Annotated in this window: 17 protein-coding genes; 13 read left to right on the forward strand and 4 right to left on the reverse strand. The window is 69.6% G+C overall.

The window, feature by feature from the left end:
• The first annotated feature begins 73 nt into the window (after positions 1 to 73).
• Positions 74 to 6,127 (forward strand): alpha-2-macroglobulin family protein, encoded by a 6,054-nt coding sequence (locus KY49_RS30355; protein ID WP_042588020.1) that lies wholly within the window; start codon positions 74 to 76, stop codon positions 6,125 to 6,127.
• A gap of 7 nt (positions 6,128 to 6,134) precedes the next feature.
• Positions 6,135 to 8,387, forward strand: a complete 2,253-nt coding sequence (gene pbpC / locus KY49_RS30360; protein ID WP_042588021.1) for a penicillin-binding protein 1C — start codon at positions 6,135 to 6,137, stop codon at positions 8,385 to 8,387.
• A 21-nt stretch (positions 8,388 to 8,408) separates the two neighbouring features.
• Here pbpC and KY49_RS30365 read toward each other — a convergent pair whose 3' ends face one another.
• The 3 genes from KY49_RS30365 to KY49_RS30375 form a co-directional block, all read right to left on the reverse strand.
• Positions 8,409 to 8,990 (reverse strand): hemerythrin domain-containing protein, encoded by a 582-nt coding sequence (locus KY49_RS30365; protein WP_042588022.1) that lies wholly within the window; start codon positions 8,988 to 8,990, stop codon positions 8,409 to 8,411.
• Positions 8,991 to 9,087: 97 nt separating this feature from the next.
• On the reverse strand, positions 9,088 to 10,950 hold the full coding sequence (locus KY49_RS30370; RefSeq protein ID WP_042588023.1) for a methyl-accepting chemotaxis protein: 1,863 nt from the start codon (positions 10,948 to 10,950) through the stop codon (positions 9,088 to 9,090).
• Positions 10,951 to 11,196: 246 nt separating this feature from the next.
• Positions 11,197 to 12,105, reverse strand: coding sequence for a glutamate/aspartate ABC transporter substrate-binding protein (locus KY49_RS30375; protein WP_080404092.1), 909 nt, complete (start codon positions 12,103 to 12,105; stop codon positions 11,197 to 11,199).
• A 505-nt stretch (positions 12,106 to 12,610) separates the two neighbouring features.
• On the opposite strand from KY49_RS30375, the gene KY49_RS30380 reads away from it, so the two are divergent.
• The 5 genes from KY49_RS30380 (at position 12,611) to KY49_RS30395 (ending at position 18,994) form a co-directional block, all read left to right on the forward strand.
• Positions 12,611 to 14,239, forward strand: coding sequence for a S8 family peptidase (locus KY49_RS30380; RefSeq protein WP_042588024.1), 1,629 nt, complete (start codon positions 12,611 to 12,613; stop codon positions 14,237 to 14,239).
• A 148-nt stretch (positions 14,240 to 14,387) separates the two neighbouring features.
• On the forward strand, positions 14,388 to 14,804 hold the full coding sequence (locus KY49_RS30385; RefSeq protein ID WP_042588025.1) for a cupin domain-containing protein: 417 nt from the start codon (positions 14,388 to 14,390) through the stop codon (positions 14,802 to 14,804).
• A 406-nt stretch (positions 14,805 to 15,210) separates the two neighbouring features.
• A complete protein-coding gene (locus tag KY49_RS38325) occupies positions 15,211 to 15,369 on the forward strand; it encodes a hypothetical protein (RefSeq protein WP_197083619.1) in 159 nt (52 codons plus the stop codon).
• Positions 15,370 to 15,411: 42 nt separating this feature from the next.
• Positions 15,412 to 18,174 (forward strand): magnesium-translocating P-type ATPase, encoded by a 2,763-nt coding sequence (gene mgtA / locus KY49_RS30390; RefSeq protein WP_082062507.1) that lies wholly within the window; start codon positions 15,412 to 15,414, stop codon positions 18,172 to 18,174.
• 76 nt (positions 18,175 to 18,250) lie between these two features.
• Positions 18,251 to 18,994, forward strand: coding sequence for a transporter (locus KY49_RS30395; RefSeq protein WP_042588026.1), 744 nt, complete (start codon positions 18,251 to 18,253; stop codon positions 18,992 to 18,994).
• Positions 18,995 to 19,048: 54 nt separating this feature from the next.
• Here KY49_RS30395 and KY49_RS30400 read toward each other — a convergent pair whose 3' ends face one another.
• Entirely contained in the window at positions 19,049 to 19,324 is a 276-nt protein-coding gene (locus KY49_RS30400) for a hypothetical protein (RefSeq protein WP_042588027.1), read from the reverse strand.
• A gap of 173 nt (positions 19,325 to 19,497) precedes the next feature.
• Here KY49_RS30400 and KY49_RS39175 point away from each other — a divergent pair, with 173 nt between their 5' ends.
• The 6 genes from KY49_RS39175 (at position 19,498) to KY49_RS37870 (ending at position 23,252) form a co-directional block, all read left to right on the forward strand.
• The gene (locus tag KY49_RS39175) at positions 19,498 to 19,779 is read left to right on the forward strand and encodes a hypothetical protein (RefSeq protein ID WP_156162641.1); all 282 of its coding nucleotides are present in this window, start codon (positions 19,498 to 19,500) and stop codon (positions 19,777 to 19,779) included.
• Positions 19,780 to 19,814: 35 nt separating this feature from the next.
• Positions 19,815 to 20,690 (forward strand): LysR family transcriptional regulator, encoded by an 876-nt coding sequence (locus KY49_RS30410; protein WP_042588029.1) that lies wholly within the window; start codon positions 19,815 to 19,817, stop codon positions 20,688 to 20,690.
• Between the two features lie 129 nt (positions 20,691 to 20,819).
• A complete protein-coding gene (locus KY49_RS30415; protein ID WP_042588030.1) occupies positions 20,820 to 21,890 on the forward strand; it encodes a serine hydrolase in 1,071 nt (356 codons plus the stop codon).
• 106 nt (positions 21,891 to 21,996) lie between these two features.
• Positions 21,997 to 22,452 (forward strand): MarR family winged helix-turn-helix transcriptional regulator, encoded by a 456-nt coding sequence (locus KY49_RS30420; RefSeq protein ID WP_197083620.1) that lies wholly within the window; start codon positions 21,997 to 21,999, stop codon positions 22,450 to 22,452.
• A 70-nt stretch (positions 22,453 to 22,522) separates the two neighbouring features.
• The gene (locus KY49_RS30425; protein WP_010099822.1) at positions 22,523 to 23,086 is read left to right on the forward strand and encodes an isochorismatase family protein; all 564 of its coding nucleotides are present in this window, start codon (positions 22,523 to 22,525) and stop codon (positions 23,084 to 23,086) included.
• A complete protein-coding gene (locus KY49_RS37870) occupies positions 23,079 to 23,252 on the forward strand; it encodes a hypothetical protein (RefSeq protein WP_231636685.1) in 174 nt (57 codons plus the stop codon). The genes KY49_RS30425 and KY49_RS37870 overlap by 8 nt, the downstream gene beginning before the upstream one ends.
• Positions 23,253 to 23,286 lie beyond the last annotated feature (34 nt).

The raw sequence follows: 23,286 nt of genomic DNA on the forward strand, positions 1-23,286 counted from the left end.
ATGGGCTGCCATGCCGGTCGGTTAGAATCGCGTCCAATCAAACAGAAAGCTTCCCTCCGAGGGCAATCGAGCGATGAAGCAGCGCGACGACAACAAGCACGAACCAACCTTTCAAAACATCACGCGATGGCTCTGGCGCACCGGCGCCGTCGCGGCGCTCGGGGCCGCCGCGGTGCTGTCGCTGCAGGCAGGCGCCGCGCGCACGGTGAGCGTGTCGCCGCAAGGCACCGTCGCCGAAGTGCGGCAGGCCGTCGTCAAGTTCGACGAACCGATGGTCGCGTTCGGCTCGGCGTCCGCGCCGAATCCCGCGCGCATGACCTGCAACGATTCCGTCGCCGGGCGCGGCCAGGGCCGCTGGCTCGACGACAAGACCTGGGTCTGGGACTTCGAGAACGACCTGCCGCCCGGCGTGCGCTGCGCGGTCGCGCTCAACGACGGGCTGCGCTCGGTCGCCGGCAACGCGGCCAGCGGCCCGCGCCGCTTCACGTTCCAGACGGGCGGCCCGTTCCCGGTGTCGGTGCGGCCCGGCTCGCGCGAGATCGAGGAACGGCAAGTGTTCGTGATCAAGCTGAACGGCCCCGCCGAAGAGCGCTCGGCGCTCGCCAACATCTGGTGCGAGGCGGCCGGCATCGGCAACCGCATCCCCGTCGCGAACGCCGACGCGGACACGCGCCGCGCGCTGCTCGATCACTTCGACCTGAAGCAGGACGCCGCGCGGGTGCTCACGCTGTCGTGCGCGCAGGCGCTGCCGTCGAGCGCGAAGATGCAGCTCGTCTACGGCAAGGGCGTCGCCAGCCCGAGCGGCATCGCGAACGACACCGAGCGGCGGTTCGATTTCACCGTGCGCGCGCCGTTCGCCGCGAGCTTCTCGTGCGAACGCGAAAACGCGAAAGCGCCGTGCACGCCGCTGCGGCCGCTCACCCTGTCCTTCAATGCGCCGATCTCGCGCAAGAACGCCGAGGCGATCCGGCTGCGCGGCCCCGACGGCTCGCAGGCGCCGAACTTCGCGGCGGACGACAAGAGCGAGGAAGTGACGACCGTCACGTTCAACCCGCCGCTGCCCGAGCAGGCCGCGCTGACGATCGAGCTGCCGTCGGACTTGCGCGACGTCACCGGGCGCACGCTGAGCAACGCCGACCTGTTCCCGCTCGCGACGCGCACCGCGCCGATGCCGCCGCTCGCGAAATTCTCGTCGGGCACCTTCGGCATCGTCGAGCGCTTCGCCGAGCCCGGCATGCCGGCGCTCGTGCCGGTCACGCTGCGCAACGTCGAGGCCGACCTGCACATCGCGGGCCTCAACGCCGGCGGCGCGCAGTTCTCGAACCTGAAGGTCGAGAACGACACGTCGATCCGCCAGTGGATGCGGCTCGTCGAGCGTTTCGACAACTGGTCGATGAGCGTCGAGGGGATCGAGGAGCAGGTTCCCGGCCTGCTCCGGCGCCGCGGGCAGCATCCCGTCTACGTGCCGCTCGCGGCCGGCGAGCGCCAGCCCGCGCCGAACGACCGCCGCATCGACGTGCGTTCGCTGTCGCTGCTCAAGGGCGAGCCCGGCGTGCAGGCGATGACGCTGCCGAAGGCCGATCCGAAGACGCTGCGGCCGTTCGAGACCATCGGCGTGCCGATCGACAAGCCCGGCTTCTACGTGCTCGAACTCGCGTCGCCGGCGCTCGGCCGCTCGCTGCTCGCAAAGCCGTCGAGCATGTACGTGCGCACCGCGGTGCTCGTCACCAATCTCGGCGTGCACCTGAAGCAGGGCCGCGAGAACAGCGTCGTGTGGGTCACCACGCTCGACAAGGGCAAGCCGGTGCCGAACGCGCAGGTGCGCGTGTCGGACTGCAACGGCGACGAGATCGCCGCCGGCAAGACCGACGCGCAGGGCCTGCTGAAGATCGACGGGCAGTTCGAGCCGAAGCACGAATGCCGGACGTCGGAGCGCTTCGACGACTACTTCGTGTCGGCCCGCGTCGACGATCCGAAGACCGGCCCCGACATGGCGTTCGTCAGCTCGAACTGGAACCGCGGCATCGAGGCGTGGCGCTTCAACGTGCCGACCGACATGGGCAGCGAGCCGACCATGCGCGCGCACACCGTGTTCGACCGCACGCTGCTGCGCGCGGGCGAAACCGTGTCGATGAAGCATTTCCTGCGCCGGGAGACGCTGCAGAGCCTCGCGTTCCCGTCGCAATACCCGACTCGCGTGACGATCCGCCATCTCGGCTCCGGGCAGACGTACAAGCTGCCGCTCACCTGGGCCGCCGACCATAGCGCCGACACGCGCTTCACGCTGCCGGCCGCCGCGAAGCTCGGCGAATACGGCGTCGAGCTCGAGGGCGGCCCCGAGGATGAGCCGACCGCCAGCTACGCCAGCGGCAGCTTCCGGGTCGAGGCGTTCCGCCTGCCCGTCCTCAAGGGCACGATCGGCGCGCGCGACGCGCAGAAGAGCCCGCTCATCGCCGCGAAGGAAGCGCCGCTCGCGGTGCAGATCGACTACGTGTCGGGCGGCGGCGCGTCGAACCTGCCGGTGCAGGTGTCGGCGCTGATGAAATGGGCGTCGCCGCCGTTCGCCGAGACCTATTCCGAGTTCAGCTTCTCGCCTTACCGCCCCGAGACCGGCGGCGAAACGGCCGCCGACGACGAGCAGGACGGCGACAACGCATCCGGCAGCGCCAGCAACGATCCCGACGCGACCAAGCTGATCGCCGACAAGCTGCCGCTGACGCTCGACCACAACGGCGCGGGCTCGGTCACGCTCAAGGGGCTGCCGGCCGTCGACGCGCCGAAGCGCATCGCGCTCGAGGCGACCTTCGCCGATCCGAACGGTGAGGTCCAGACGATCCGCGGCGACGCGATGCTGTGGCCGGCCGCGGTGGTCGCGGGCATCAAGGCGGGCCGCTGGGTGTCGGTCGGCCAGCGGGTGCCCGTGCAGGCGCTCGCGGTCGACCTGCAGGGCAAGCCGCGCGCGTCGGTGCCGATCGAGATCAAGGGCGTCGCGCGCATCACGACCACGTCGCGCAAGCGCATGGTCGGCGGCTTCTATGCATACGACAACCAGAGCGACACGCGCGACCTCGGCGTGCTGTGTTCGGGCAAGACCGACGACAAGGGCCGCATGTCGTGCGACGCGACGCTCGAACAGGCCGGCAACGTGCAGCTGATCGCGGTCGCGAAGGACGGCGACGGCCGCACGTCGAACGCATCGACGTCGGTGTGGGTCACGCGCGAGGACGAGCTCTGGTTCGGCGGCGACAACACCGACCGGATCGACGTGATTCCGGAGAAGACTTCGTACGAACCGGGCGAAACCGCCCGCTTCCAGGTGCGGATGCCGTTCCGCTATGCGACCGCGCTCGTCGCGGTCGAGCGCGGCGGCGTGATGGAGACGCACATCGTCGAGCTGAACGGCAAGAACCCGACCGTCGACCTGAAGGTCGGCGACACGTGGGGGCCGAACGTCTACGTATCGGTGCTCGCGCTGCGCGGCCGGATTCGCGAGGTGCCGTGGTACTCGTTCTTCACGTGGGGCTGGAAGGCGCCGCTCGAATGGGCGCGCGCATTCTGGCGTGAAGGCCGTCACTATGAAGCGCCGACTTCGTTCGTCGACCTGTCGAAGCCCGCGTTCCGCTACGGCCTCGGCGAGATCAAGGTCGGCACGGGCGCGCACCGGCTCGGCGTGACGGTCACGACCGACGCGACCCGCTACACGGTGCGCGGCAAGGCGCAGGCGCACGTGAAGGTCACGCTGCCGGACGGCCGGCCCGCGCCGGCCGGCACGCAGGTCGCGGTCGCGGCCGTCGACGAGGCGCTGCTGGAACTGATGCCCAACAACAGTTGGGACCTGCTCGACGCGATGCTGCGACGGCGCGCGTACGGCGTCGAGACCGCCACCGCGCAGATGGAGATCGTCGGCCGCCGCCACTTCGGCCGCAAGGCCGTGCCGGCGGGCGGCGGCGGCGGCAGCGCGCCGACCCGCGAGCTGTTCGACACGCTGCTGCTGTGGAATCCGCGCGTGACGCTCGACGCGAACGGCAGCGCGAGCGTCGAGGTGCCGCTCAACGATGCGCTGACCCGCTTCCGGATCGTCGCGATCGCGGCGGTCGGCCCCGACCGCTTCGGCGCCGGCAGCACGTCGATCCGCAGCACGCAGGACCTGCAGCTGATCTCCGGCCTGCCGCCGCTGGTGCGCGAAGGCGACGCGTTCCGTGCGCAGGTCACGCTGCGCAATACGACCGAGCGCACGATGCGGGTCGTCGTCACGCCGCGCGTGACGGGCCTCGACGTCGCGCCGCAAACCGTTTCCCTCGCGCCGAACGCCGCCGGCGAAGCCGCGTGGACGATCACCGTGCCCGAGCAGGCGCTCGATGCGAACGGCGCGCTGAACTGGCGCATCGAGGCCGCCGAGCAAGGCGGCGCACGCGCGGCCGACGCGCTCGCGGTCGTGCAGAAGGTCGTGCCCGCGCTGCCGGTCACCGTGCAGCAGGCGACGCTCGCGCAGGTCGACGGCACGCTCGCGCTGCCCGTCGCGGCGCCGGCCGGCGCGGCGCCGAATGCGCAAGGCGCGCCGCGCGGCGGCATCGCCGTGTCGCTGCAGTCGAAGCTGGCCGACGGCCTGCCGGGCGTGCGGCGCTGGTTCGAGCGCTATCCGTACCACTGCCTCGAGCAGCAGGCGTCGCGCGCGATCGGGCTGCGCGACGCCGCCCAATGGCAGGCGCTGACCGCGCGCATGCCGGTTTATCTGGACAGCGACGGGCTCGCGAGCTATTTCCCGCCGCGATCCGACGATTCGCACTACGGCAGCCCGACGCTGACGTCCTACCTGCTCGTGCTGGCGGATGAAGCGAGCCGTCTCGACCCGCGCTTCGCGCTGCCCGAAGACGTGCGCGCGCAGCTCGAAGCCGGGCTCGGGCGCTTCGTCGAAGGCCGCATCCAGCGCGACACGTGGGCGCCCCGCCAGGACCGCGACCTGCGCAAGCTCGCCGCGATCGAGGCGCTGTCGCGCTACGGCGCGGCGCAGGGCCGGATGCTCGGCTCGCTCGAAATCGCGCCGAACCAGTGGCCGACGTCGGCCGTGATCGACTATCACGCGATCCTGACGCGCGTGAAGGACATCCCGCAGCGCGACGAGAAACGTGCGCAGGTCGAGCAGATCCTGCGCGCGCGGCTCACCTACCAGGGCACGCAGCTCGTGTTCTCGACCGCGCGCGACGACGACCTGTGGTGGCTGATGACGAGCAACGAGACCAACGCCGCGCGGCTCGCGCTGGAATTCGCGGGCGACCCGGCGTGGAAGGACGAGATGCCGCGCGTGACGTCCGGCCTGCTCGCGCTGCAGCAGCGCGGCGCGTGGCAGACGACGACGTCGAACGCGCTCGGCCTGCTCGCGGTCGAGCGTTTCTCGCGAGTCTACGAAAGCACGCCCGTCAGCGGCACGACGAAGGTGACGCTCGGCGGCGACGAGCGGTCGATCGCGTGGTCGTCGTCGCCGGCTGCATCGGCAGCTCCGCCCGCATCGGCCGCAGCGGCGTCGGCGACCCCGGCGACGCGTGCCGCCGCCGCGCGCAGCGTGATGCTGCCGTGGCCGCGCGCGGCCCAGCCGGGCACGCTCAGCGTCGTGCAGAACGGCACCGGCCGCCCGTGGGCGACGATCGAAAGCCTCGCCGCGGTGCCGCTGCGCGCGCCGTTCGCGGCCGGCTACCGGATCACGAAGACGGTCACGCCGGTGTCGCCCGCGGTCAAGGGCGTGCTGACGCGCGGCGACGTGGTGCGGGTGCACCTCGACATCGACGCGCAGAGCGACATGACGTGGGTGGTCGTCAACGATCCGGTTCCGGCCGGCGCGACGATCCTCGGCTCCGGCCTCGGCCGCGACTCCGAGGCGGCGACGCAGGGCGAGAAGACGGCCGACGGCGCATGGCCCGCCTTCATCGAACGCGATTTCGACGGCTATCGCGCGTATTACGACTATCTGCCGAAGGGCAAGCTGTCGGTCGAATACACGGTGCGGCTGAACAACGTCGGCACGTTCGGGCTGCCGCCGACGCGCGTCGAGGCGCTGTACGCGCCGTCGGTGTACGGGCTGTGGCCGAATCCGCCGGTGACCGTCAAGCCGGCCGACGCGGGCAAGTCGTGAGCACGCGATGAAGGGATTCGCCTCACCGTGGCCGGCGCAGATTGCCGGTGCTGCCGGCCGCGTCTTCATCGCCGCGCTGCTCGCGGCCCCGCTGGTCGCGCACGCGCTGCCGTCCTACGACGACGTGCGCCATCGCTGGCGCAGCTCCGACTGGGTGCTGCTCGCGCGCGACGGCACGCCGCTGCAGCGCACCCGCGTCGACCTCGCCGAACGGCGCGGCGACTGGGTCGCGCTCGGCGACGTGTCGCCCGCGTTCCGCGAGGCGATCGTCGTGTCCGAGGACCGGCGCTTCTACGAACATAGCGGCGTCGACTGGCGCGGCATCGCGGGCGCCGCGTGGGGCAACCTGTGGAACGAGCGCACGCGCGGCGCGTCGACCGTGACGATGCAGCTCGCCGGCCTGCTCGGCGATTCGCCGCGCCGCTCGGGCCAGCGCTCGCTGCCGCAGAAGGCCACGCAGGCGATGAACGCGCTGCTGCTCGAACGCGGCTGGCGCAAGGACCAGATCCTCGAGGCCTACCTGAACCTCGTGCCGTTCCGCGGCGAGACGATCGGGCTCGACGCGATGTCGCGCGTGCTGTTCGGCAAGGCGCCGTCCGGGCTCGACGTGCGCGAGTCCGCGGTCGCCGCCGCACTGGTGCGCGCGCCCAACGCGAACGCCGCGAGGGTCGCCGAGCGCGCGTGCCGCATCCTGCGCGACATGCGCGCCGCGCAGCAGTGCGCGTCGCTCGACGGCTACGTGCAGCTCGTGACCGCGCGCCCGGCGAGCGCCGCGCGCGACGACGGCGCGGCGCTCGCGCCGCATTTCGCGCGGCGCATCGCGGCCGAGGTGAAGCCGGGCGCGGGCGCGCAGGTCCGCTCGACGCTCGACGCGCCGCTGCAGCGCTTCGCGCGCGACACGCTGACCCGCGCGCTGACCGAGCTCAACGCCCCCGCCCATCGACGCAACGTGCAGGACGGCGCGGTGGTCGTGATCGACAACGCGAGCGGCGAGATCCGCGCGTGGGTCGGCTCGTCCGGCGCGCTGTCGGGCGCGCGCGACGTCGACGCCGTGCTCGCGCCGCGCCAGGCCGGCTCGACGCTCAAGCCGTTCCTGTATGCGCAGGCGATCGACGAGAAGCGGCTGACCGCCGCGTCGCTGCTCGACGACGCGCCGATCAACCTCGCCACGGGCGGCGGCCTGTACATCCCGCAGAACTACGACAAGGATTTCAAGGGCTGGGTGAGCGTGCGCAGCGCACTCGGCGGCTCGCTCAACGTGCCGGCCGTGCGCACGCTCGTGCTCGTGACGCCGCACCGCTTCGCGCGCACGCTGACCGCGCTCGGGCTGCCGCTCGCGCAGGAAGGCGACTACTACGGCTTCAGCCTCGCGCTCGGCAGCGCGGACGTCACGCTGCTGTCGCTGACCAACGCGTATCGCGCGCTCGCGAACGGCGGCGTCGCACGCAAGGCCGTCGACCTGCCGGCGCCGGCTTCGTCCGCATCAGCTTCGGCGCCTGCGCCGGCGCGCGCGCCCGACGGCACGCGCGTGTTCAGCGACGCGGCGAGCTTCGTCGTCACCGACATCCTCGCCGACAACAACGCGCGCGTGCGCACGTTCGGCTTCGACAACCCGCTCGCGACGCGCTTCTTCTCGGCGGTCAAGACCGGCACCAGCAAGGACATGCGCGACAACTGGGCGGTCGGGTATACGTCGCGCTACACGGTCGGCGTCTGGGTCGGCAACGCGGACGGCTCGCCGATGTGGGACATCTCGGGCGTGACCGGCGCGGCCCCGGTCTGGTCGGCGGTGGTCGGCTACCTGCATCGCGATCTCGCGAGCCGCGCACCGCGCCCGCCCGCCGGCGTCGAGCAGCGCCGCATCACGTTCGAGCGCGATCTCGAGCCGGCGCGCGGCGAATGGTTTCTCGCCGGCACCGCGGTCGATGCGATCCGGCTCGCCGCGCCCGTCACGGCCGGCAAGGACGGGCCGCGCGCGCCGCTGACGATCGGCGCGCCGACCGACGGGACGATCTTCGCGATCGATCCGGACATTCCGCCGAAGAACCAGCGGATCTGGTTCGAGCGCACCGCGGGCCACGCGGCGAAGTTTTCGTGGCGGCTCGACGACAAGGTGATCGGGCGCGCGGACCGCGTCGCGTGGATGCCATGGCCGGGACGGCATCGGCTCGAACTCGTCGATGCGCGCGGGAACGTGGCCGATGCGATCGGGTTCGAGGTGCGGGGCGCGTTTGCGAAGCCGGGGGCGCGGCGGCCGTGAGCGGGCGGCACGCGGCAACGCTCACGCCTGCGCTTCCGGGATCACCTGCACGATCAGCGCATACAGGCGCTCGAAATCCTCGTCGAACTTTTCGCCTTCGAACGGATCGCGGTTCGCGCCGAATGCATCGTCGAGCTCGATCCAGTCCTCCACCGTCAGCCATTGCCGTGCCGCGGGCAGGATGACCTCTTCTTCGACGTGCATGTGCTTCAGGTAGAACGCGGCATATTCGTCGACCGCCGTGCGCAATTGCGGATACGCCGATTCGCCGGCCTGTTCGCAACGCGTCAGCGCGTGCTCGACGTTCCGCAGCAGCGCGTCGCCTTGCGCGTGCTGCGCCTCGAGCTCGTCGATGACTTCGTCCAGCGCCTGCGTGCGGCGGCGCAGGCGCGCGAACAGATACCGATCCTCGTTGGGATGATGGATCTGCTCCGGGTACTCGCGGATGTAGTACAGCATGGCCCGGAGCACCATCAGTCCCGGCATCGTCGCGCCGGCGGCGAGCCGCTCGACGAAGTGCTGCATGCCCGCGATGACGGTCGACAGTTGCCGATGCTCCCTGAGAATGACCTGTACCGCGCTCCTTGGCTGTGGGGCTCGCATTTCACTCACCTCCGTTGGGCGTTCGGACCAATCAGATGGTCGCGCCAACCCGGCCGGCGCACTTGACCTCGATCAACGCCCCGCGTCGGCCGTCGAATCAGCCGTCGACCTTGAACGCCGCCATCAGCCGCGACAGCTCCGCGGCCTGCTGGTTGAGGCTCTCCGCCGCCGCCGCGCTCTGTTCGACCAGCGCCGCGTTCTGCTGCGTCATCTGGTCGAGCGACTGCACCGCGTCCCCGATCTGGTCGATGCCCGCGCTTTGCTCGAGGCTCGCCTCGGCGATCTCGTTCATCAGCGCGCTGACGCCCTGCACCTGCGAAACGACGTCGCGGATCACCTCGCCGGCCTCGCCGACGAGCCGCGAGCCGACGCTCACCGTCCCGGCGCTGTGCTCGATCAGCGCCTTGATCTCCTTCGCCGCCTGCGCGCTGCGCTGCGCGAGGCTGCGCACTTCCGCGGCCACCACCGCGAACCCGCGGCCCTGCTCGCCCGCCCGCGCCGCTTCCACGGCCGCATTGAGCGCGAGGATGTTGGTCTGGAACGAAATGCTGTCGATCAGCCCGATGATCTCGGAGATCCGGATCGACGCGTTGCTGATCTGCTCCATCGTGCTCACCACTTCCCCGACCACCTGCCCGCCGCGCACGGCGGTTTCGGACGCGCCGTTGACCATCTGCGCCGCGGTGCGGGCGGTTTCCGTGTTGTTCTTCACGACGGCGGTGATCTCCTCCATCGACGACGCGGTGCGCTCCAGGTTGCTCGACTGCCCTTCGGTGCGCGCGCTGAGATCCGCGTTGCCCGTCGCGATCTGCGAGGAGCCCGTCGCGATCGACGCGGACGCCGCCCGCACGCGATGGACCAGCGTCGAGAGCGACGACACGAAGCGGTTGAACGCGTCCGACAGCTGCCCGATCTCGTCCTGGCTCTCGACCGTCATGCGGCGGGTGAGGTCGCCCTGCCCGCCGGCGATCTCGGCCAGCAGGGTTGCCGCGCGCCGCAGCGGCGCGGCGATCGCCCGGCCCACCAGCAGGATGACTGCCAGCGCGACGCCCAGCCCGGCGACGGTCGCCACCAGCGTGGCGTTGCGGATCGCACGGGTCACGGGCCCGAGCAGTTCCGCCTCCGGCGCCTGGACCACGACATAGGCGTTCACCTCCGGAATGAACGACGTCGCGATGAAGCGCGCGCCGTCCTGCCCCGCATAGCTGACGTAAGCGTAGGGCTTGCCGGCCAGCAGCACGGCCGATGCGTCGCCCGGCAGCCCGGGTTCGTCCTTCATGAAGTGCTTGCCGTCGATCAGCGCGGTATCGCGATGCATCATGATCGCGCCGTCCGGGCGCACGAGATACGCAAAGCCGGTCTCGCCGATCCGGTAGGCCGCGATGTTGCGGGCCAGCGCGTCCACCGACAGGCTCATGCCGGCCGCGCCGATCGGGTTGCCGTCGCGCTCCACGCGCGCATTGATGAACATCATGTAGCCGCCCAGCGTCACGTCGCGGTCCATGTTGACCTCGAACGGCTTGCCTGAGGCGAGGAACGCCGACAGCCACCGGTCCCCGTCGCCGAGCTTGCGCCGCAGCCCGGCCTCGGTGAAGTAGTTGCCGCTCGCCGTCGACACCCACTGCACGGACGCCGCCTTCTGCGCCGCCTTCACGTTCTCGGCGAGGCGCACCCAGTTGCGCGTGCCGGCGTCGGGTTCGCCTTCGGCCTCCCATTGCAGCAGGAACGCGTCGCCGGCCAGCAGCCGCGACGCCGCGACTGGTCCGGCGAGCTGGCGCTGCACGTCCGCGCGGATGCTGTTCAACGCCGTCGGCAACTCGTCGTGCACGACGCGCTCGCGCACCGCGCTGCCGATCAGGCGGACGCTCAGCACGCTCGAGATCGCCACGAACACCAGCAGACAGCTCGTCATGCTGAGAACCAGCTTGCGCTGAATGGAAAGCTTGCGCCAGAAGTGCATGGGGGAATTCATCGATACTTGCCCGTTTGTTACCAGCACGGGTTATCGGCACGGCGGGGCGGAACATCATGGCTGGCGGCAAATAGCCGGTATCAGGGATCGAAGATGCTGCTGACGTGTAAAGCGGCAGGTGTTTCCGAGCTGTGCTCTCTTCCCTATATCGAATCCGAATCCACGCGTTCAAGGCGGACGTGATCGGGCGCACGCCCGGTTGCGCACACAACGATCCAGCCCGCCCCGCTCAAGTCAATACTGAGCCTGGTCCGTCGGATTCCTGAAAAGCTGCCGCATCTCGGCCGACAGCGGATAGTTCAGGTTCATCCCCTTCGGCGGAATCGGCTGCGTGAACCAGCGGTTGTAGAGCTTCTCCGCGTCGCCGGAGGTCTGCATCTTCGCGATCACGCCGTCGACGACGCGCTTGAACGCCGGATCGTCCCTGCGCATCATGCATGCGTAGTTCTCGTGGACGAGCGGCGTGCCCGTGACCGTATACGCGCCCGGATTCCGGTCCTTCGCGAGTTCGCCGTAGAGCAGCGGCTCGTCCATCACGAACGCGACCGCGCGGCCGGTCGTGACGTTCATGAACGCTTCCGCGTGATCCTTCGCGCTGATGATCGTCATGTTCATGCCCTTCTCTTCGTTCAGCTTGCGCAGCAGGCGCTCGTCCGACGTGCCGGCCGTCGTCGCGACCGTCTTGCCCGCCAGGTCCGGAAAGTCCTTCACGCCCGAATCCTTGCGCGTGCTGAAGCGGATGCCGTACAAAAAGATGCTGTTGGAGAACGCCGCCTGCTTCTGCCGTTCGAGCGTGTTCGTCGTCGATCCGCATTCGAAATCGATCGTGCCGTTCTGCAACAGCGGAATCCGGTTCTGCGACGTGATCGGAATCTCCTTCACCGCGAGGCCGGGCAGGTTCAGCTCCGCCTTCAGCTGCTCGACGATGCGCGACGCGATGTCTCGCGAATAGCCGACGTTCTTCTGCTGGTTGTCCGAATACGAGAACGGCACCGACGATTCGCGAATGCCGAGCGACACGACGCCCGTGTCCTTGATCTTCTTCAGCGTGCCCGTGAGCGCCTGCGCGTGCGCGGCGTCCACCAGCGCACACGGCAGCGCGAACGACAGCGCGACAGCCAACCAGCGGTAGCGGTGGTCCATGCCTATTCTCCTGACGGATCGTTGATCGAGTTGCGATCGTACGCCCGACAAAATCGCACCGCATCAGGGAAAGCGTAAGGTGGCCGGCCATCGCGCACACCGCCGCCCGGCCCTCTTTCCGGATCGCCGCCGCGGTCGTGCACCCGGCTTGCTGCGGCGCCGCACCACCGCGCCGGCATGCCGCGTGCCGACCCCGCTGCGCGCAGCCTGACGCCGCCGCCGGCCGCCGCGCACGATCACCCGTTCCAAACGCCCGTTCGTGCGGGTGCGCAGCAACGCTATCGTTTGCGCGACCGCCATGTTTTCTTTTGAAACCGCTCAAGAAGCGTCCGCGCCGGCCGTTACCCAATGCGTGGCGCGCCGCAGCAACCCTCGCTGGCCGCCCGAGAACAACGAGAAAGGCCGGCTGTTTGCCGAACGCCGCCGCGAAGACGCGGCGGCGACCGGGCAACCACCGGCCGACCGCCACTGTCGGCACACCGGCTACCAAAGAGGAACAACCAACATGAGAGCCAAACGTTTCACTCCCGCCGTGGCCCGATTCACGCACGCGCGCGCCCTCGCCGGCATGCTGTCCGCGGCGGCCCTGCTGCCGCTCGCCGGTTGCGGCGGCGGCGGCGACAGCGCGGCGCCGTCCGCGGCCGCGCCCGCGCCCGCGCCTTCGCCCGCCCCGGCGCCCGCGCCCTCGACGCCCAACAACACCGCATGCGCGTCGCAGCAGGCAGCCACGCAGATGGTGCAACAGGCAATCGCGGCAAACGCGCCGCCGGTCGACCACCTGATCGTCAAGCTGAAAGCGTCGACCGCCACGCACGCGATGGCGGCCACCAACACCGCGTCGCGGTTCGACGCCGTGATCCAGCGGGCCATGACCCAATGGGTCGCGCCGACCGGCAGCGCGCGCGCGTACGCGAGCACGACCGGCCGTTCGCAACTGAACGTGCAGGTCGAGCACGCGATGGCGAGCGGCGCGGCCGTGCTGTCGCTCGGCCAGTCCGTCAGCGCCGCCGACGCGGCGGCGCTCGCGCAGGTCTTCGCCGCCGATGCCGACGTCGACTACGCGGAGCCGGACAGCCGGATGGGCGTGCGCGATATTCCCGCCGACCCGCTTTTCAGCCAGCAGTGGTATGACACCGATCCGACGGCCGGCGTCAACCTGCCCGCCGCGTGGACCCGCACCAAGGGCGCGCCGACCGTCGTGACTGCCGTGCTCGACACCGGCTACCGTCCGCACGGGGACCTCGCGCCCAACCTGCTGCCGGGCTACAGCTTCATCACCAACGTCAACACGAGCAACAACGGCAAGGGGCGCGACCCGGACGCGACCGATCCGGGCGACTGGGTCACGCAGCAGGAGCTCGACAACGCAAGCGGCCCGTTCTATCACTGCGCGAGCAGCCCGAGCGACAGCAGCTGGCACGGCACCCGCGTCGCGGGCCTGATCGGCGCAGTCGCGAACAACAACACGGGCATCGCCGGCGTGTCGTGGCTCGGCAAGGTCCTGCCGGTGCGCGTGCTCGGCAAGTGCGGCGGCGTGACGAGCGACATCGCGGACGCGATGCGTTGGGCGGCCGGCATTCCGGTCAGCGGCGTGCCGACGAACTCGAACCCGGCGAAGGTCATCAACCTGAGCCTTGGCGGCACCGGCGCGTGCAGCCAGACGTTCCAGCAGGCGATCGACGACGTGACCGCGCGGGGCGTGACCGTCGTCGTCGCGGCCGGCAACGACGGTCTCTCGACGGCGTTCGACCAGCCCGCGAACTGCCGCGGCGTGATCGCCGTCGGCGCGACCGACGCGACCGGCCGGCGGGCGTCCTTCAGCAACTTCGGCAGCGACGTCGCGCTGAGCGCGCCCGGCGTCAACATCCTGTCGACGTCGAACAGCGGCAAGACCACGCCCGACGCGGACGTCTACGGCCTCGCGGACGGCACGAGCCTCGCGGCGCCGCAGGTGGCGGGCGTCGTGGCGCTGATGCTCTCCGTGAACGGCAACCTCACGCCGGCCCAGATCCAGCAGAAGCTGCAAGGCGGCGCGCGTGCGGCGAAATTCGCGGCCGGCACGTCGTGCTCGGCGATGCCCGCCGGTTCGGGCATCCTCGATGCGGGCGCCGCGGTAACGGCGGCGGCGCAGTAACGCGCGTCGTCGGCGACGCGGCCGTGAACGGGCCTTCGGCGGCATGCCGAAGGCCCGTTTCGTTTCCGGCGCGCGCCGCGTGACCTAACGCGCCGTGCGTCGCAATTTCGTCGCAGGCAAAGCGTTCGGGCCATTCGAAGGAGCGCCCATGTCCCCAGCCAGCCATCACGCGGATGCGCCGCTCGTCGCGGTCCGCCCCGACCGGAAGATCGACACGGCCCAGCGCCTGCCCTATTTCGTCGGCATTTCCGCGCAAACCGCGGGCGCGACCGGGCTGTCGATGCACATCGTCGTGATCCCGCCCGGCGGACATGCGACCGCGCATGTTCACGTCGGCTTCGAGACCGCCGTCTACGTGCTCGAAGGACGCGTCGAAACGCGTTATGGCCCGGGGTTGCGCAAGTCGATCGCCACCGCGGCCGGCGAGTTCCTGTTCATTCCGCCCGGCGTCCCGCATCAGGCGTTCAACCTGAGCGACACGACCGCCGTGCGCGCGGTCATCGCGCGCAACGCGCCCGGCGAGCAGGAAACGGTGCAGCCTTACGATCCGGCCGACGACGCATGACAAGCGGCCGACGCAGGCGGAAAAAAAGTCCGACGAAAGGGTTGACGCTTCGCACTGCGGCCCTTTACCATCGCCCCCGTCTAAACACATGGAGTGTTCTGTGAACACCGATGCGAGTTGTAGTTGGTCCTTGACCAACATGACTGCCGCCTGAGGAAACTGCGCAGAGCCTCGTCTTCTGCCGCATCCCGGGAAGCAGGATGCGGCGTCCTTCCGGCCTGACCGGCCAGATTCCCGCCGATTTTTTTTGAACGATACGTGACCGCTCGCGTGGTCGCGCACGCTCGTCCCGCGCGCAGCGCTGCTGCGTGCGCATTCCGTTCGCGCGCCGTCCGGCGTGCGTGCCGTCACGCACGCATCGCCTTCGACCGCCCGCGCCGCCGACCGCCAACCAACAGGAGTGCAGATGAATTCCGACGACAGTAGTCGATTACCGCTCGCCGGCACGGCCGTGCGCGCGGCCCGTCCGATCGCGCATTGCGCGCCGGCGAGCGGTCCCCTCATCACCGATCAACAGCCGATCGCGCCTGGCGCGACGCGGCGGGGAGCGTTCGTTCGTCGATAACGTGCGCTCCTCGCCCGCCGCCTCGTGCGCAAGGAGCCACACATGACGCAACGCAACCCATCACACAAGAAACAACGCGGTTTCATCAAGACCGGCGGCGCCGGCCGGACGGCCGAACCGCGAATCATGCGCGCCGCGCAGGAAGCGGCCCGCCCGCTCGAGGACACGCTGAAGGCGCTGCGCACCAGCACGCGCGGCCTCACCTACGAGCAGGCCGCCGACCGCCTGCAACTCGACGGCCCGAACGAGATCGCGCACGACAAGCCGCCGCACTGGACCCGCCAACTGCTGATGTCGTTCCACAATCCCTTCGTCTACGTGCTGCTGGTGCTCGCCGCGATCAGCTTCTGCACCGACGTCTGGTTCGCGGCGCCCGACGATCGCGACTACGTAGGCATGACGATCCTGCTGACGATGGTGACGATCAGCGCGCTGCTGCGCTTCGTGCAGGAATTCCGCTCGCTGCGCGCCGCCGAAAAGCTGAAGGCGATGGTGCGCACGACCGCGACCGTGCAGCGCGCGGTGACCGACACCAGCGAGCCTGCGCGGCGCGACATTCCGATGCGCGAGGTCGTGATCGGCGACATCGTGCACCTGTCGGCCGGCGACATGATCCCGGCCGACGTGCGCCTGATCACGTCCCGCGACCTGTTCATCAGCCAGGCCGTATTGACCGGCGAAGCGCTGCCCGTCGAGAAATACGACACGCTCGGCGCGGTCGCCGGCAAGTCGGCCGACGCGGGCCACGCCGCCGCGAACGACGCGTCGCAGTCGCTGCTCGACCTTGGCAACGTTTGCTTCATGGGCACCAACGTCGTGAGCGGCACCGCGACGGCGGTCGTCGTCGCGACCGGCGAGGACACCTACTTCGGGTCGCTCGCGCGCAACGTCGTCAGCCACAAGCGCATCGAAACCAGCTTCGACCGCGGCGTCGCGAGCGTGAGCTGGCTGCTGATCAAGTTCATGTTCGTGATGGTGCCGATCGTGTTCATGATCAACGGGCTGACCAAGGGCGACTGGCTGAGCGCCCTCACCTTCGCGCTCGCGGTGGCCGTCGGCCTGACGCCCGAAATGCTGCCGATGATCGTCAGCGCGAACCTCGCGCGCGGCGCGGTCGCGATGGCGCGCCGCAAGGTCGTCGTCAAGCGCCTGAACTCCGTGCAGAACTTCGGCGCGATGGACGTGCTCTGCACCGACAAGACCGGCACGCTCACGCAGGACAAGATCATCCTCGAGCACCATCTCGACCTGTCCGGCCACAAGAACGAGGAGATTCTGCGGCTCGGCTGGCTGAACAGCTTCCATCAGAGCGGCCAGAAGAACCTGATCGACATCGCTGTCGTCAACCGCGCGAACGAGATCGGCGAGCGCGTGAAGCCGCAGGGCTACAAGAAGATCGACGAGCTGCCGTTCGACTTCGTGCGGCGCCGCCTGTCGGTCGTCGTCGAGGACACGCGCGGCGCGCACACGCTGATCTGCAAGGGCGCCGTCGAGGAAATGCTCGCCGTGTCGACCCACGTGCAGGACGAGGACGGCGTGCGGCCGCTCGACTTCGTCGCCCGCAAGCGGCTGCTCGAACAGGCGAACGCGTACAACGAGGACGGCTTCCGCGTACTGGTGCTGGCCACCCGCGCGATCCCGCGCGGCGACGAGCGCGCGCAATACCGCACCGCCGACGAGCGCGACCTCGTCGTGCGCGGCTTCCTGGCCTTCCTCGATCCGCCGAAGGAATCGGCCGCGCCCGCGCTTGCCGCACTGCGCGAGAACGGCGTCGCCGTGAAGGTGCTGACCGGCGACAACCCGACCGTCACGATCAAGGTCTGCCGCCAGGTCGGCCTCGAACCCGGCAAGCCGGTGCTCGGCACCGAGGTCGACGCGCTCGACGACGCGACGCTCGCGCAGGTCGTCGAACGCACGACCGTGTTCGCGAAGCTCACGCCGCTGCAGAAGGCGCGCATCGTCACGGCGCTGCAGGCGAACGGCCACACCGTCGGCTTCCTCGGCGACGGCATCAACGACGCGCCCGCACTGCGCGACGCCGACGTCGGCATCTCCGTCGACAGCGGCGCGGACATCGCGAAGGAAACCGCCGACATCATCCTGCTCGAGAAGAGCCTGATGGTGCTCGAGGAAGGCGTGATCAAGGGCCGCGAAACGTTCGGCAACATTCTCAAGTACCTGAACATGACGGCCAGCTCGAACTTCGGCAACGTGTTCTCGGTGCTCGTCGCCAGCGCGTTCCTGCCTTGGGAGCCGATGCTCGCGACCCAGCTGCTGGTGCTGAACCTCGTCTACGACACGTCGCAGATGCTGCTGCCGTGGGACAGGATGGACCCCGAGTTCCTGAAGAAGCCGCGCAAGTGGGAAGCCGGCAACATCAAGCGCTTCATGCTGTGGGTCGGGCCGACGTCGTCGGTGTTCGACATCACCACGTACCTGCTGATGTGGACCGTGTTCGGCGCGGGCGCGCTGTATCACCTGCACGGCGGCGCGAGCGGCCAGGTCGTGATGAATTCCGGCTGGTTCATCGAGAGCCTCGTGTCGCAGACGCTCGTCGTGCACCTGCTGCGCACGCAGAAGATTCCGTTCCTGCAGAGCACGGCCGCGCTGCCGGTGCTGCTGTCGACGGTCACCGCGATCGCGATCGGCTGCTGGCTGCCGTTCTCGCCGTTCGCGGACGCGCTCGGCTTCATGCATCTGCCCGGCAGCTACTGGCTGTGGCTCGCGGCCACGATGGTCGGCTACATCCTGCTCGCGCAGGCGGTCAAGACGATCTACGTGCGCCGCTACAAGCAGTGGTTCTGATTCCTTGCGCCTGAACATCGGCGGCCCCGCACGCAATGCGCGGGTCCGCCGCGCGCAACGCTTTTCGGGAGATGTGATGAAACGAATGCTACCGCTCGCCGTCGCCGGCGCCCTCTTCGCGCCGTCGGGCGCATACGCGGCCCATCCGCTCGTCAGCGACGATACGGGCACGCAGGGCGACGCGAACTGGCAACTGGAACTGAACGCCGAGGAAACGTCGAAACAGGCAGAGACCGGGCGGCACGGACTGTGGAACGCGACGCTGACGCGCGGCTTTGGCGACCGCGTCGACCTGTACGTCAACGCGCCGTATACGCACGTGCAGACGCGGTCGGACGAGAACGGCGCGGGATTCGGCGACGTCGAGGTCGGGATGAAATGGCGGCTCGTCGAGCACGGACCGTTCAGTGTCGCGCTCAAGCCCAGGGTGACGATGCCGACCGGCAACGACCGGCGCGGGCTCGGGACCGGACGCGTCGGCGCCGGCGCGACGCTGCTCGCGCAGGCCGACGTCGCGAAGGTGTCGTTCCTGGCGAATGCGGGGATCGCGTACCAGCCGAACCGGCAGGACGAGCTGACGTCGATCTGGCAGGTTTCCGGCGCGGCGATCTATCGCGCGACGGACAAGCTGCAGCTGGTCGTCGACGTCGGGATGTCACGGAATGCCGAGCCCGGCGCCGGCGCGAATCCGGCGTTCGTGATCGCGGGCGCGATCTATTCGCCGAAGCGCTGGCTCGATCTCGACGTCGGGTATCGCCGCGGCTTGAACGACCAGACTTACGACCATTCGGTGATGGGCGGGATCACGGCGCGGTGGTGACGCGCCGCGGATTCGCGGCAACCGAAGGCGGGCTGCTTGGGCGGCCCGCCTTTTTTACGTCGCATCGAAGAGCTGCGCGCACAGCGCGCGCCCTTCGTCGGTCAGCGCCGCGCTGCCCGTGCCGTCTTCACGCAAGGTGGTCATGGTCAGGCCACCGGCATCGAGCTGCGTCAGCACGCGGCGCAGCGTGCTCATCGGCAACTGCGCGCGCTTCGCGAGCTTCGGCAGCGACCACGGCTTGCCGGCAGGATCGTTGGCGGCTTCGTGCAGCGCCGCGAGGGCCGCGACAAGAGCGGGATCGAGGTCGTCTTCGTGTGATGCGGTGGTCATCGGTTTCGTGCGGCAGAGGTCGTAAACGAGGCTTGCGTCAGGAGCACAGTGCCGCCTCCTGCCGGCCATCACAATGCGTTTGCCGCCGGGCAAGCGCATTGCGATGCGCCGGCACACTATACCGCTTTCGTCTCGACAGGAAACGACGCGCCGGCGCTCAGCGGGGCCAATGCTTGCGCGACACGACGGCGAAGCTGATCGCGATCGCGCCTGTCGCTGCGCGTGCGGGCGCGTCGGGTATCGCGTCGCCGAAGCGGACGCGGCGGCCACGCCCGCCGCGCGGATCGGGACCGCGACCCGGCGACGCGTCGCGCTCGCCGCCGGCGACGCATGCGTTCACGGCGGCGGGCTCACCGGCCTCGGCAATCGGGCGCTGCATCGAAGGGCCAACAGACATGGAGGACGATTTCGGAAATGACATGTGCGTATTGAACGCGCTGCCGATCGATCAGTAAAATGAATGTTTTGACCGATACGATTCTTTTCCGGAATGGAACTGAAACTCCTCAGGACGTTCCTGACGGTGACCGAGCTGCGTCACTTCAGCCGCGCGGCGGACGCGCTGCACATGAGCCAGCCGGCGCTCAGCAAGCAGATCGGCGCGCTGGAAGCGAGCCTCGGCGGCAGGCTGTTCGAACGGGGGCGGCACGGTGCGGCGCTCACGCCGTTCGGCGAGCGCTTCCTGTCGGATGCGCAGGCGCTCGTGCGCGACGCGGACGAGATCCTGTCGCGCGCACGGGAAGCCAGCAGCGGCCGGCGCGGGCACCTGCGCATCGGCATCTGCCTGTCGGTGCTGACGATCGTGCCGCGGCTCATCGCCGAGTTTCGCCGTCAGCATCCGGACGTCGCCGTCACGCTGAGCGACCTGTCGTCCGCCGAGCAGGCGCGCCGCATACTGGCCGGCAAGCTGGATGCGGGCTTCATGCGCCTGCCGCCCGGGGACGAGCTGTCGTCGTTCAAGGTGGTCGACGAAGCGCTCGCGCTGGCCCTGCCGCCGCAGCTTCGCCATACGCGCGTGCCGGCCGATCTCGATGCGCTCAATGAAATCGGCTTCATCGCGTTGCAGCGTGCGCGCGGCGCGGGCCTCGCCGCACAGGTCGACCGGTGGTGCATCGAACGCGGCTTCGTGCCGAACGTGACGCAGCAGGCCGAAGACGTCCAGTCGGTGCTCACGTCGGTCGCCGCGGGCGTGGGAGTCGCATTCATTCCTTCGCGCGCGCAGCACCTGCTGCGGGACGCGACGGTGCTGCCACTGCCCGGCAAGCACGCGAAGTGGCGCGTCGGGCTCGCGTGGCCGTCGACGCGCGACGATCCCGTGACGTCGCGCTTCGTGTCGTTCGTGCGGGCGGCGATGAAAGGCGCGTGACGCGTTGCACACGCCGCCACGCCGGGTTCCCGGCTCGTCGCGCGCCGTGATCGCCCTTATAATCTCCCGCACCTCTTCGCCGCTCGCGCATTGCGCCTGCCCATCCCGCGTGAAAAAGGAGATTGCCGCTTGACTGGCATCATCGTGCGCGTCCCCCGCGCCCGGACCTTTCTGTTGATCATCGCGTCGCTTCTGCTGTGCGCGTTCATGTCAAACGCGTCCGCCCATCGCGCGACGCACCGTCCCGCGCAGGGGCATGCGACACCCGCCAAGCTCAAGAAGCCGCCAACGCACCACAAGCTTGGCCGACACCACCGCCCCCGCGCGCGACATCACGCGGTCAAGCACCACGCCGCGCCGGCCCCGCAACACCGTCGCGCGAAACGCGCCGCCTCGGCGCGCCCTCGCCCCACGACCAAACCCCGCCTGCTGGCGAGCTGCGGCTACAGCCCGCGCGCGGCCAACGCACTGCATTCGCGCGCCGCCTACGTGCTCGACGTCCGCACCGGCACGCCGCTGCTGGCCCGCAACGCGCGCACCGTGCGGCCGATCGCATCGATCTCGAAGCTGATGACGGCGGTCGTCGCCCGCGACGCGGACCGCCCGCTGGACGGCATGCTGCGCGTGAGTTCGCACGATCGCGACGCGATCAAGTTCACGCATTCGCGGCTGTCGGTCGGCTCGACGCTGTCGCGCCGCGACATGTATCGCATCGCGCTGATGTCGTCGGAGAACCGCGCGGCGGCCGCGTTGAGCCGCGACTATCCGGGCGGACGCCCCGCGTTCGTGGCCGCGATGAATCGCGAGGCGCGGCGGCTCGGCATGCGCCACACCCGCTTCCGGGAGCCGACGGGCCTGTCGCCGCGCAACGTGTCGACCGCAGAGGAACTCGCGCTGCTCGTCGACGCCGCGGCGCGCGACCCGCTGATCCGCCGCTTCTCGACCGCGAAGTCGGCCACCGTCCATCCCGGCGACGGCAAGCTGCTCTACGTGAATTCCGATCCGCTGGTGCGCTACGGCCAGTGGCCGATCCAGCTGCAGAAAACCGGCTTCATCAATGAATCGGGCCACGGCGTCGTGATGCGCGCGCTCGTGCGTGACCGGCCGCAAACCATCGTGCTGCTCGGTTCGCCGACGCGCGACGGCGTGACGAGCGACGCGCTGAAAATCCGCCGCTGGCTGGCCTGCTCGTTGATGTGATCGCACCGCGCTTTCCCGGCCGGCGCGGGCTCGCGCCGCCGCTCACTCCGGCATTTCGCCCGATTCAATTCGACAGTTTAACTTGCAAGTTAAACTGTCTTCTTCTATGATCCGCCCCATGACAAGCTCACGCAAACCCGGCGCCTCCGCCGAAACCGTCGTCGCCGACCTGACGCTGGCCGTCGGCCAGCTCATCCGCCGGCTGCGCTCGGAAGTCGATTCGAGCGGGCTCAACCTGTCGCAGATCAGCGCGCTCGCGCGGCTCGATCAGAACGGGCCGATGACGACCGCCGAGCTTGCCCGCACCGAATCGATGAAGCCGCAGTCGATGAAGGCCATCCTCGCGAGCCTCGAAGAAGAAGGGCTCGTGTCGCGCAAGCCGCATCCGACCGACGGACGCCAGATCCTGTTCCAGCTGACCCGCACCGGCCTCGATACGCGACGGCAGCGCACCGTCGCCAAACGCGCGTGGCTCCAGGCCGCGCTCGCGAAACTCGATCCTGAAGAAATGCAGACGCTCGTCGCCGCGATCCCGATCATCAGGCGGCTCGGCGACGCGTGAATCCGGCATCCGGCACGCCCGTCGCCTGCGCGCGTTCCGCGATGTTTCCTTCGAACCAATGGGAGTCCTCATGAGCGCCACCGTCCTCGATCCGAAATCCGCATTGATCGTCATCGACCTGCAGAAAGGCATCGCCGCCCTCCCCACCGCGCATCCGAGCGCCGACGTGATCCGGCGCGCCGCCGATCTGGCCGACGCGTTTCGCCGGCGCGGCCTGCCGGTCGTGCTCGTGAACGTGGCCGGCGGCGCGCCGGGCCGCACCGCGCAGCCCGGCCCCAAGGGGCCGCTGCCGCCGGACTGGACCGAGCTCGTGCCCGAGCTGCAACCGCAGCCGCACGATCACGTCGTGACGAAGCGGACCTGGGGCGCGTTTACCGGCACCGGTCTCGACGCGCACCTGAAGGCCGCCGGCGTGACGCAGGTCGTGGTGGCCGGCATCGCGACGAGCATCGGCGTCGAATCCACCGCGCGCCAGGCGTTCGAGCTCGGCTACAACGTGACGCTCGCCGTCGATGCGATGACGGACCTGAACGCGGATGCGCATGCCAACAGCATCACGCGGATTTTTCCGCGGCTCGGCGAGACGGCGTCCACGCAGGAAGTCATCGCACTGCTCGGCGCGCTCGATGCGTGAGCGCGGTACGGGGATGAACGACGCCGGCGCGCTTGCGTATGCATCGGCGTTCGCGCTGTTGTGCGCGCTGCACGCGTCGACCTTCGTGATGTCGCTTCGATTGCCGCTATGGTCCGACGCTGCCGGCCGGCAAGCGGCCGGAAGCGCGCCGGCCGAATCGCGCTGAACGTTCGGCCGCGATCGTACGGGCCGGCGCGACC

The organism is Burkholderia sp. MSHR3999 (genome assembly GCF_000833595.1).
Classification (GTDB): Bacteria; Pseudomonadota; Gammaproteobacteria; order Burkholderiales; family Burkholderiaceae; genus Burkholderia; species Burkholderia ubonensis.

Excerpts from the sequence above, each read along its gene's own strand:
- KY49_RS30400 (WP_042588027.1), bottom strand. The coding sequence starts at position 19,324 with ATGACCACCGCATCACACGAAGACGACCTCGATCCCGCTCTTGTCGCG.
- KY49_RS30425 (WP_010099822.1), top strand. The coding sequence starts at position 22,523 with ATGAGCGCCACCGTCCTCGATCCGAAATCCGCATTGATCGTCATCGAC.
- mgtA (WP_082062507.1), top strand. The coding sequence starts at position 15,412 with ATGACGCAACGCAACCCATCACACAAGAAACAACGCGGTTTCATCAAG.
- KY49_RS30355 (WP_042588020.1), top strand. The coding sequence starts at position 74 with ATGAAGCAGCGCGACGACAACAAGCACGAACCAACCTTTCAAAACATC.
- KY49_RS30395 (WP_042588026.1), top strand. The coding sequence starts at position 18,251 with ATGAAACGAATGCTACCGCTCGCCGTCGCCGGCGCCCTCTTCGCGCCG.
- KY49_RS37870 (WP_231636685.1), top strand. The coding sequence starts at position 23,079 with ATGCGTGAGCGCGGTACGGGGATGAACGACGCCGGCGCGCTTGCGTAT.
- KY49_RS30420 (WP_197083620.1), top strand. The coding sequence starts at position 21,997 with ATGATCCGCCCCATGACAAGCTCACGCAAACCCGGCGCCTCCGCCGAA.
- KY49_RS30385 (WP_042588025.1), top strand. The coding sequence starts at position 14,388 with ATGTCCCCAGCCAGCCATCACGCGGATGCGCCGCTCGTCGCGGTCCGC.
- KY49_RS30370 (WP_042588023.1), bottom strand. The coding sequence starts at position 10,950 with ATGCACTTCTGGCGCAAGCTTTCCATTCAGCGCAAGCTGGTTCTCAGC.
- KY49_RS38325 (WP_197083619.1), top strand. The coding sequence starts at position 15,211 with ATGAATTCCGACGACAGTAGTCGATTACCGCTCGCCGGCACGGCCGTG.
- KY49_RS30365 (WP_042588022.1), bottom strand. The coding sequence starts at position 8,990 with ATGCGAGCCCCACAGCCAAGGAGCGCGGTACAGGTCATTCTCAGGGAG.
- KY49_RS30410 (WP_042588029.1), top strand. The coding sequence starts at position 19,815 with ATGGAACTGAAACTCCTCAGGACGTTCCTGACGGTGACCGAGCTGCGT.
- pbpC (WP_042588021.1), top strand. The coding sequence starts at position 6,135 with ATGAAGGGATTCGCCTCACCGTGGCCGGCGCAGATTGCCGGTGCTGCC.
- KY49_RS30380 (WP_042588024.1), top strand. The coding sequence starts at position 12,611 with ATGAGAGCCAAACGTTTCACTCCCGCCGTGGCCCGATTCACGCACGCG.
- KY49_RS30375 (WP_080404092.1), bottom strand. The coding sequence starts at position 12,105 with ATGGACCACCGCTACCGCTGGTTGGCTGTCGCGCTGTCGTTCGCGCTG.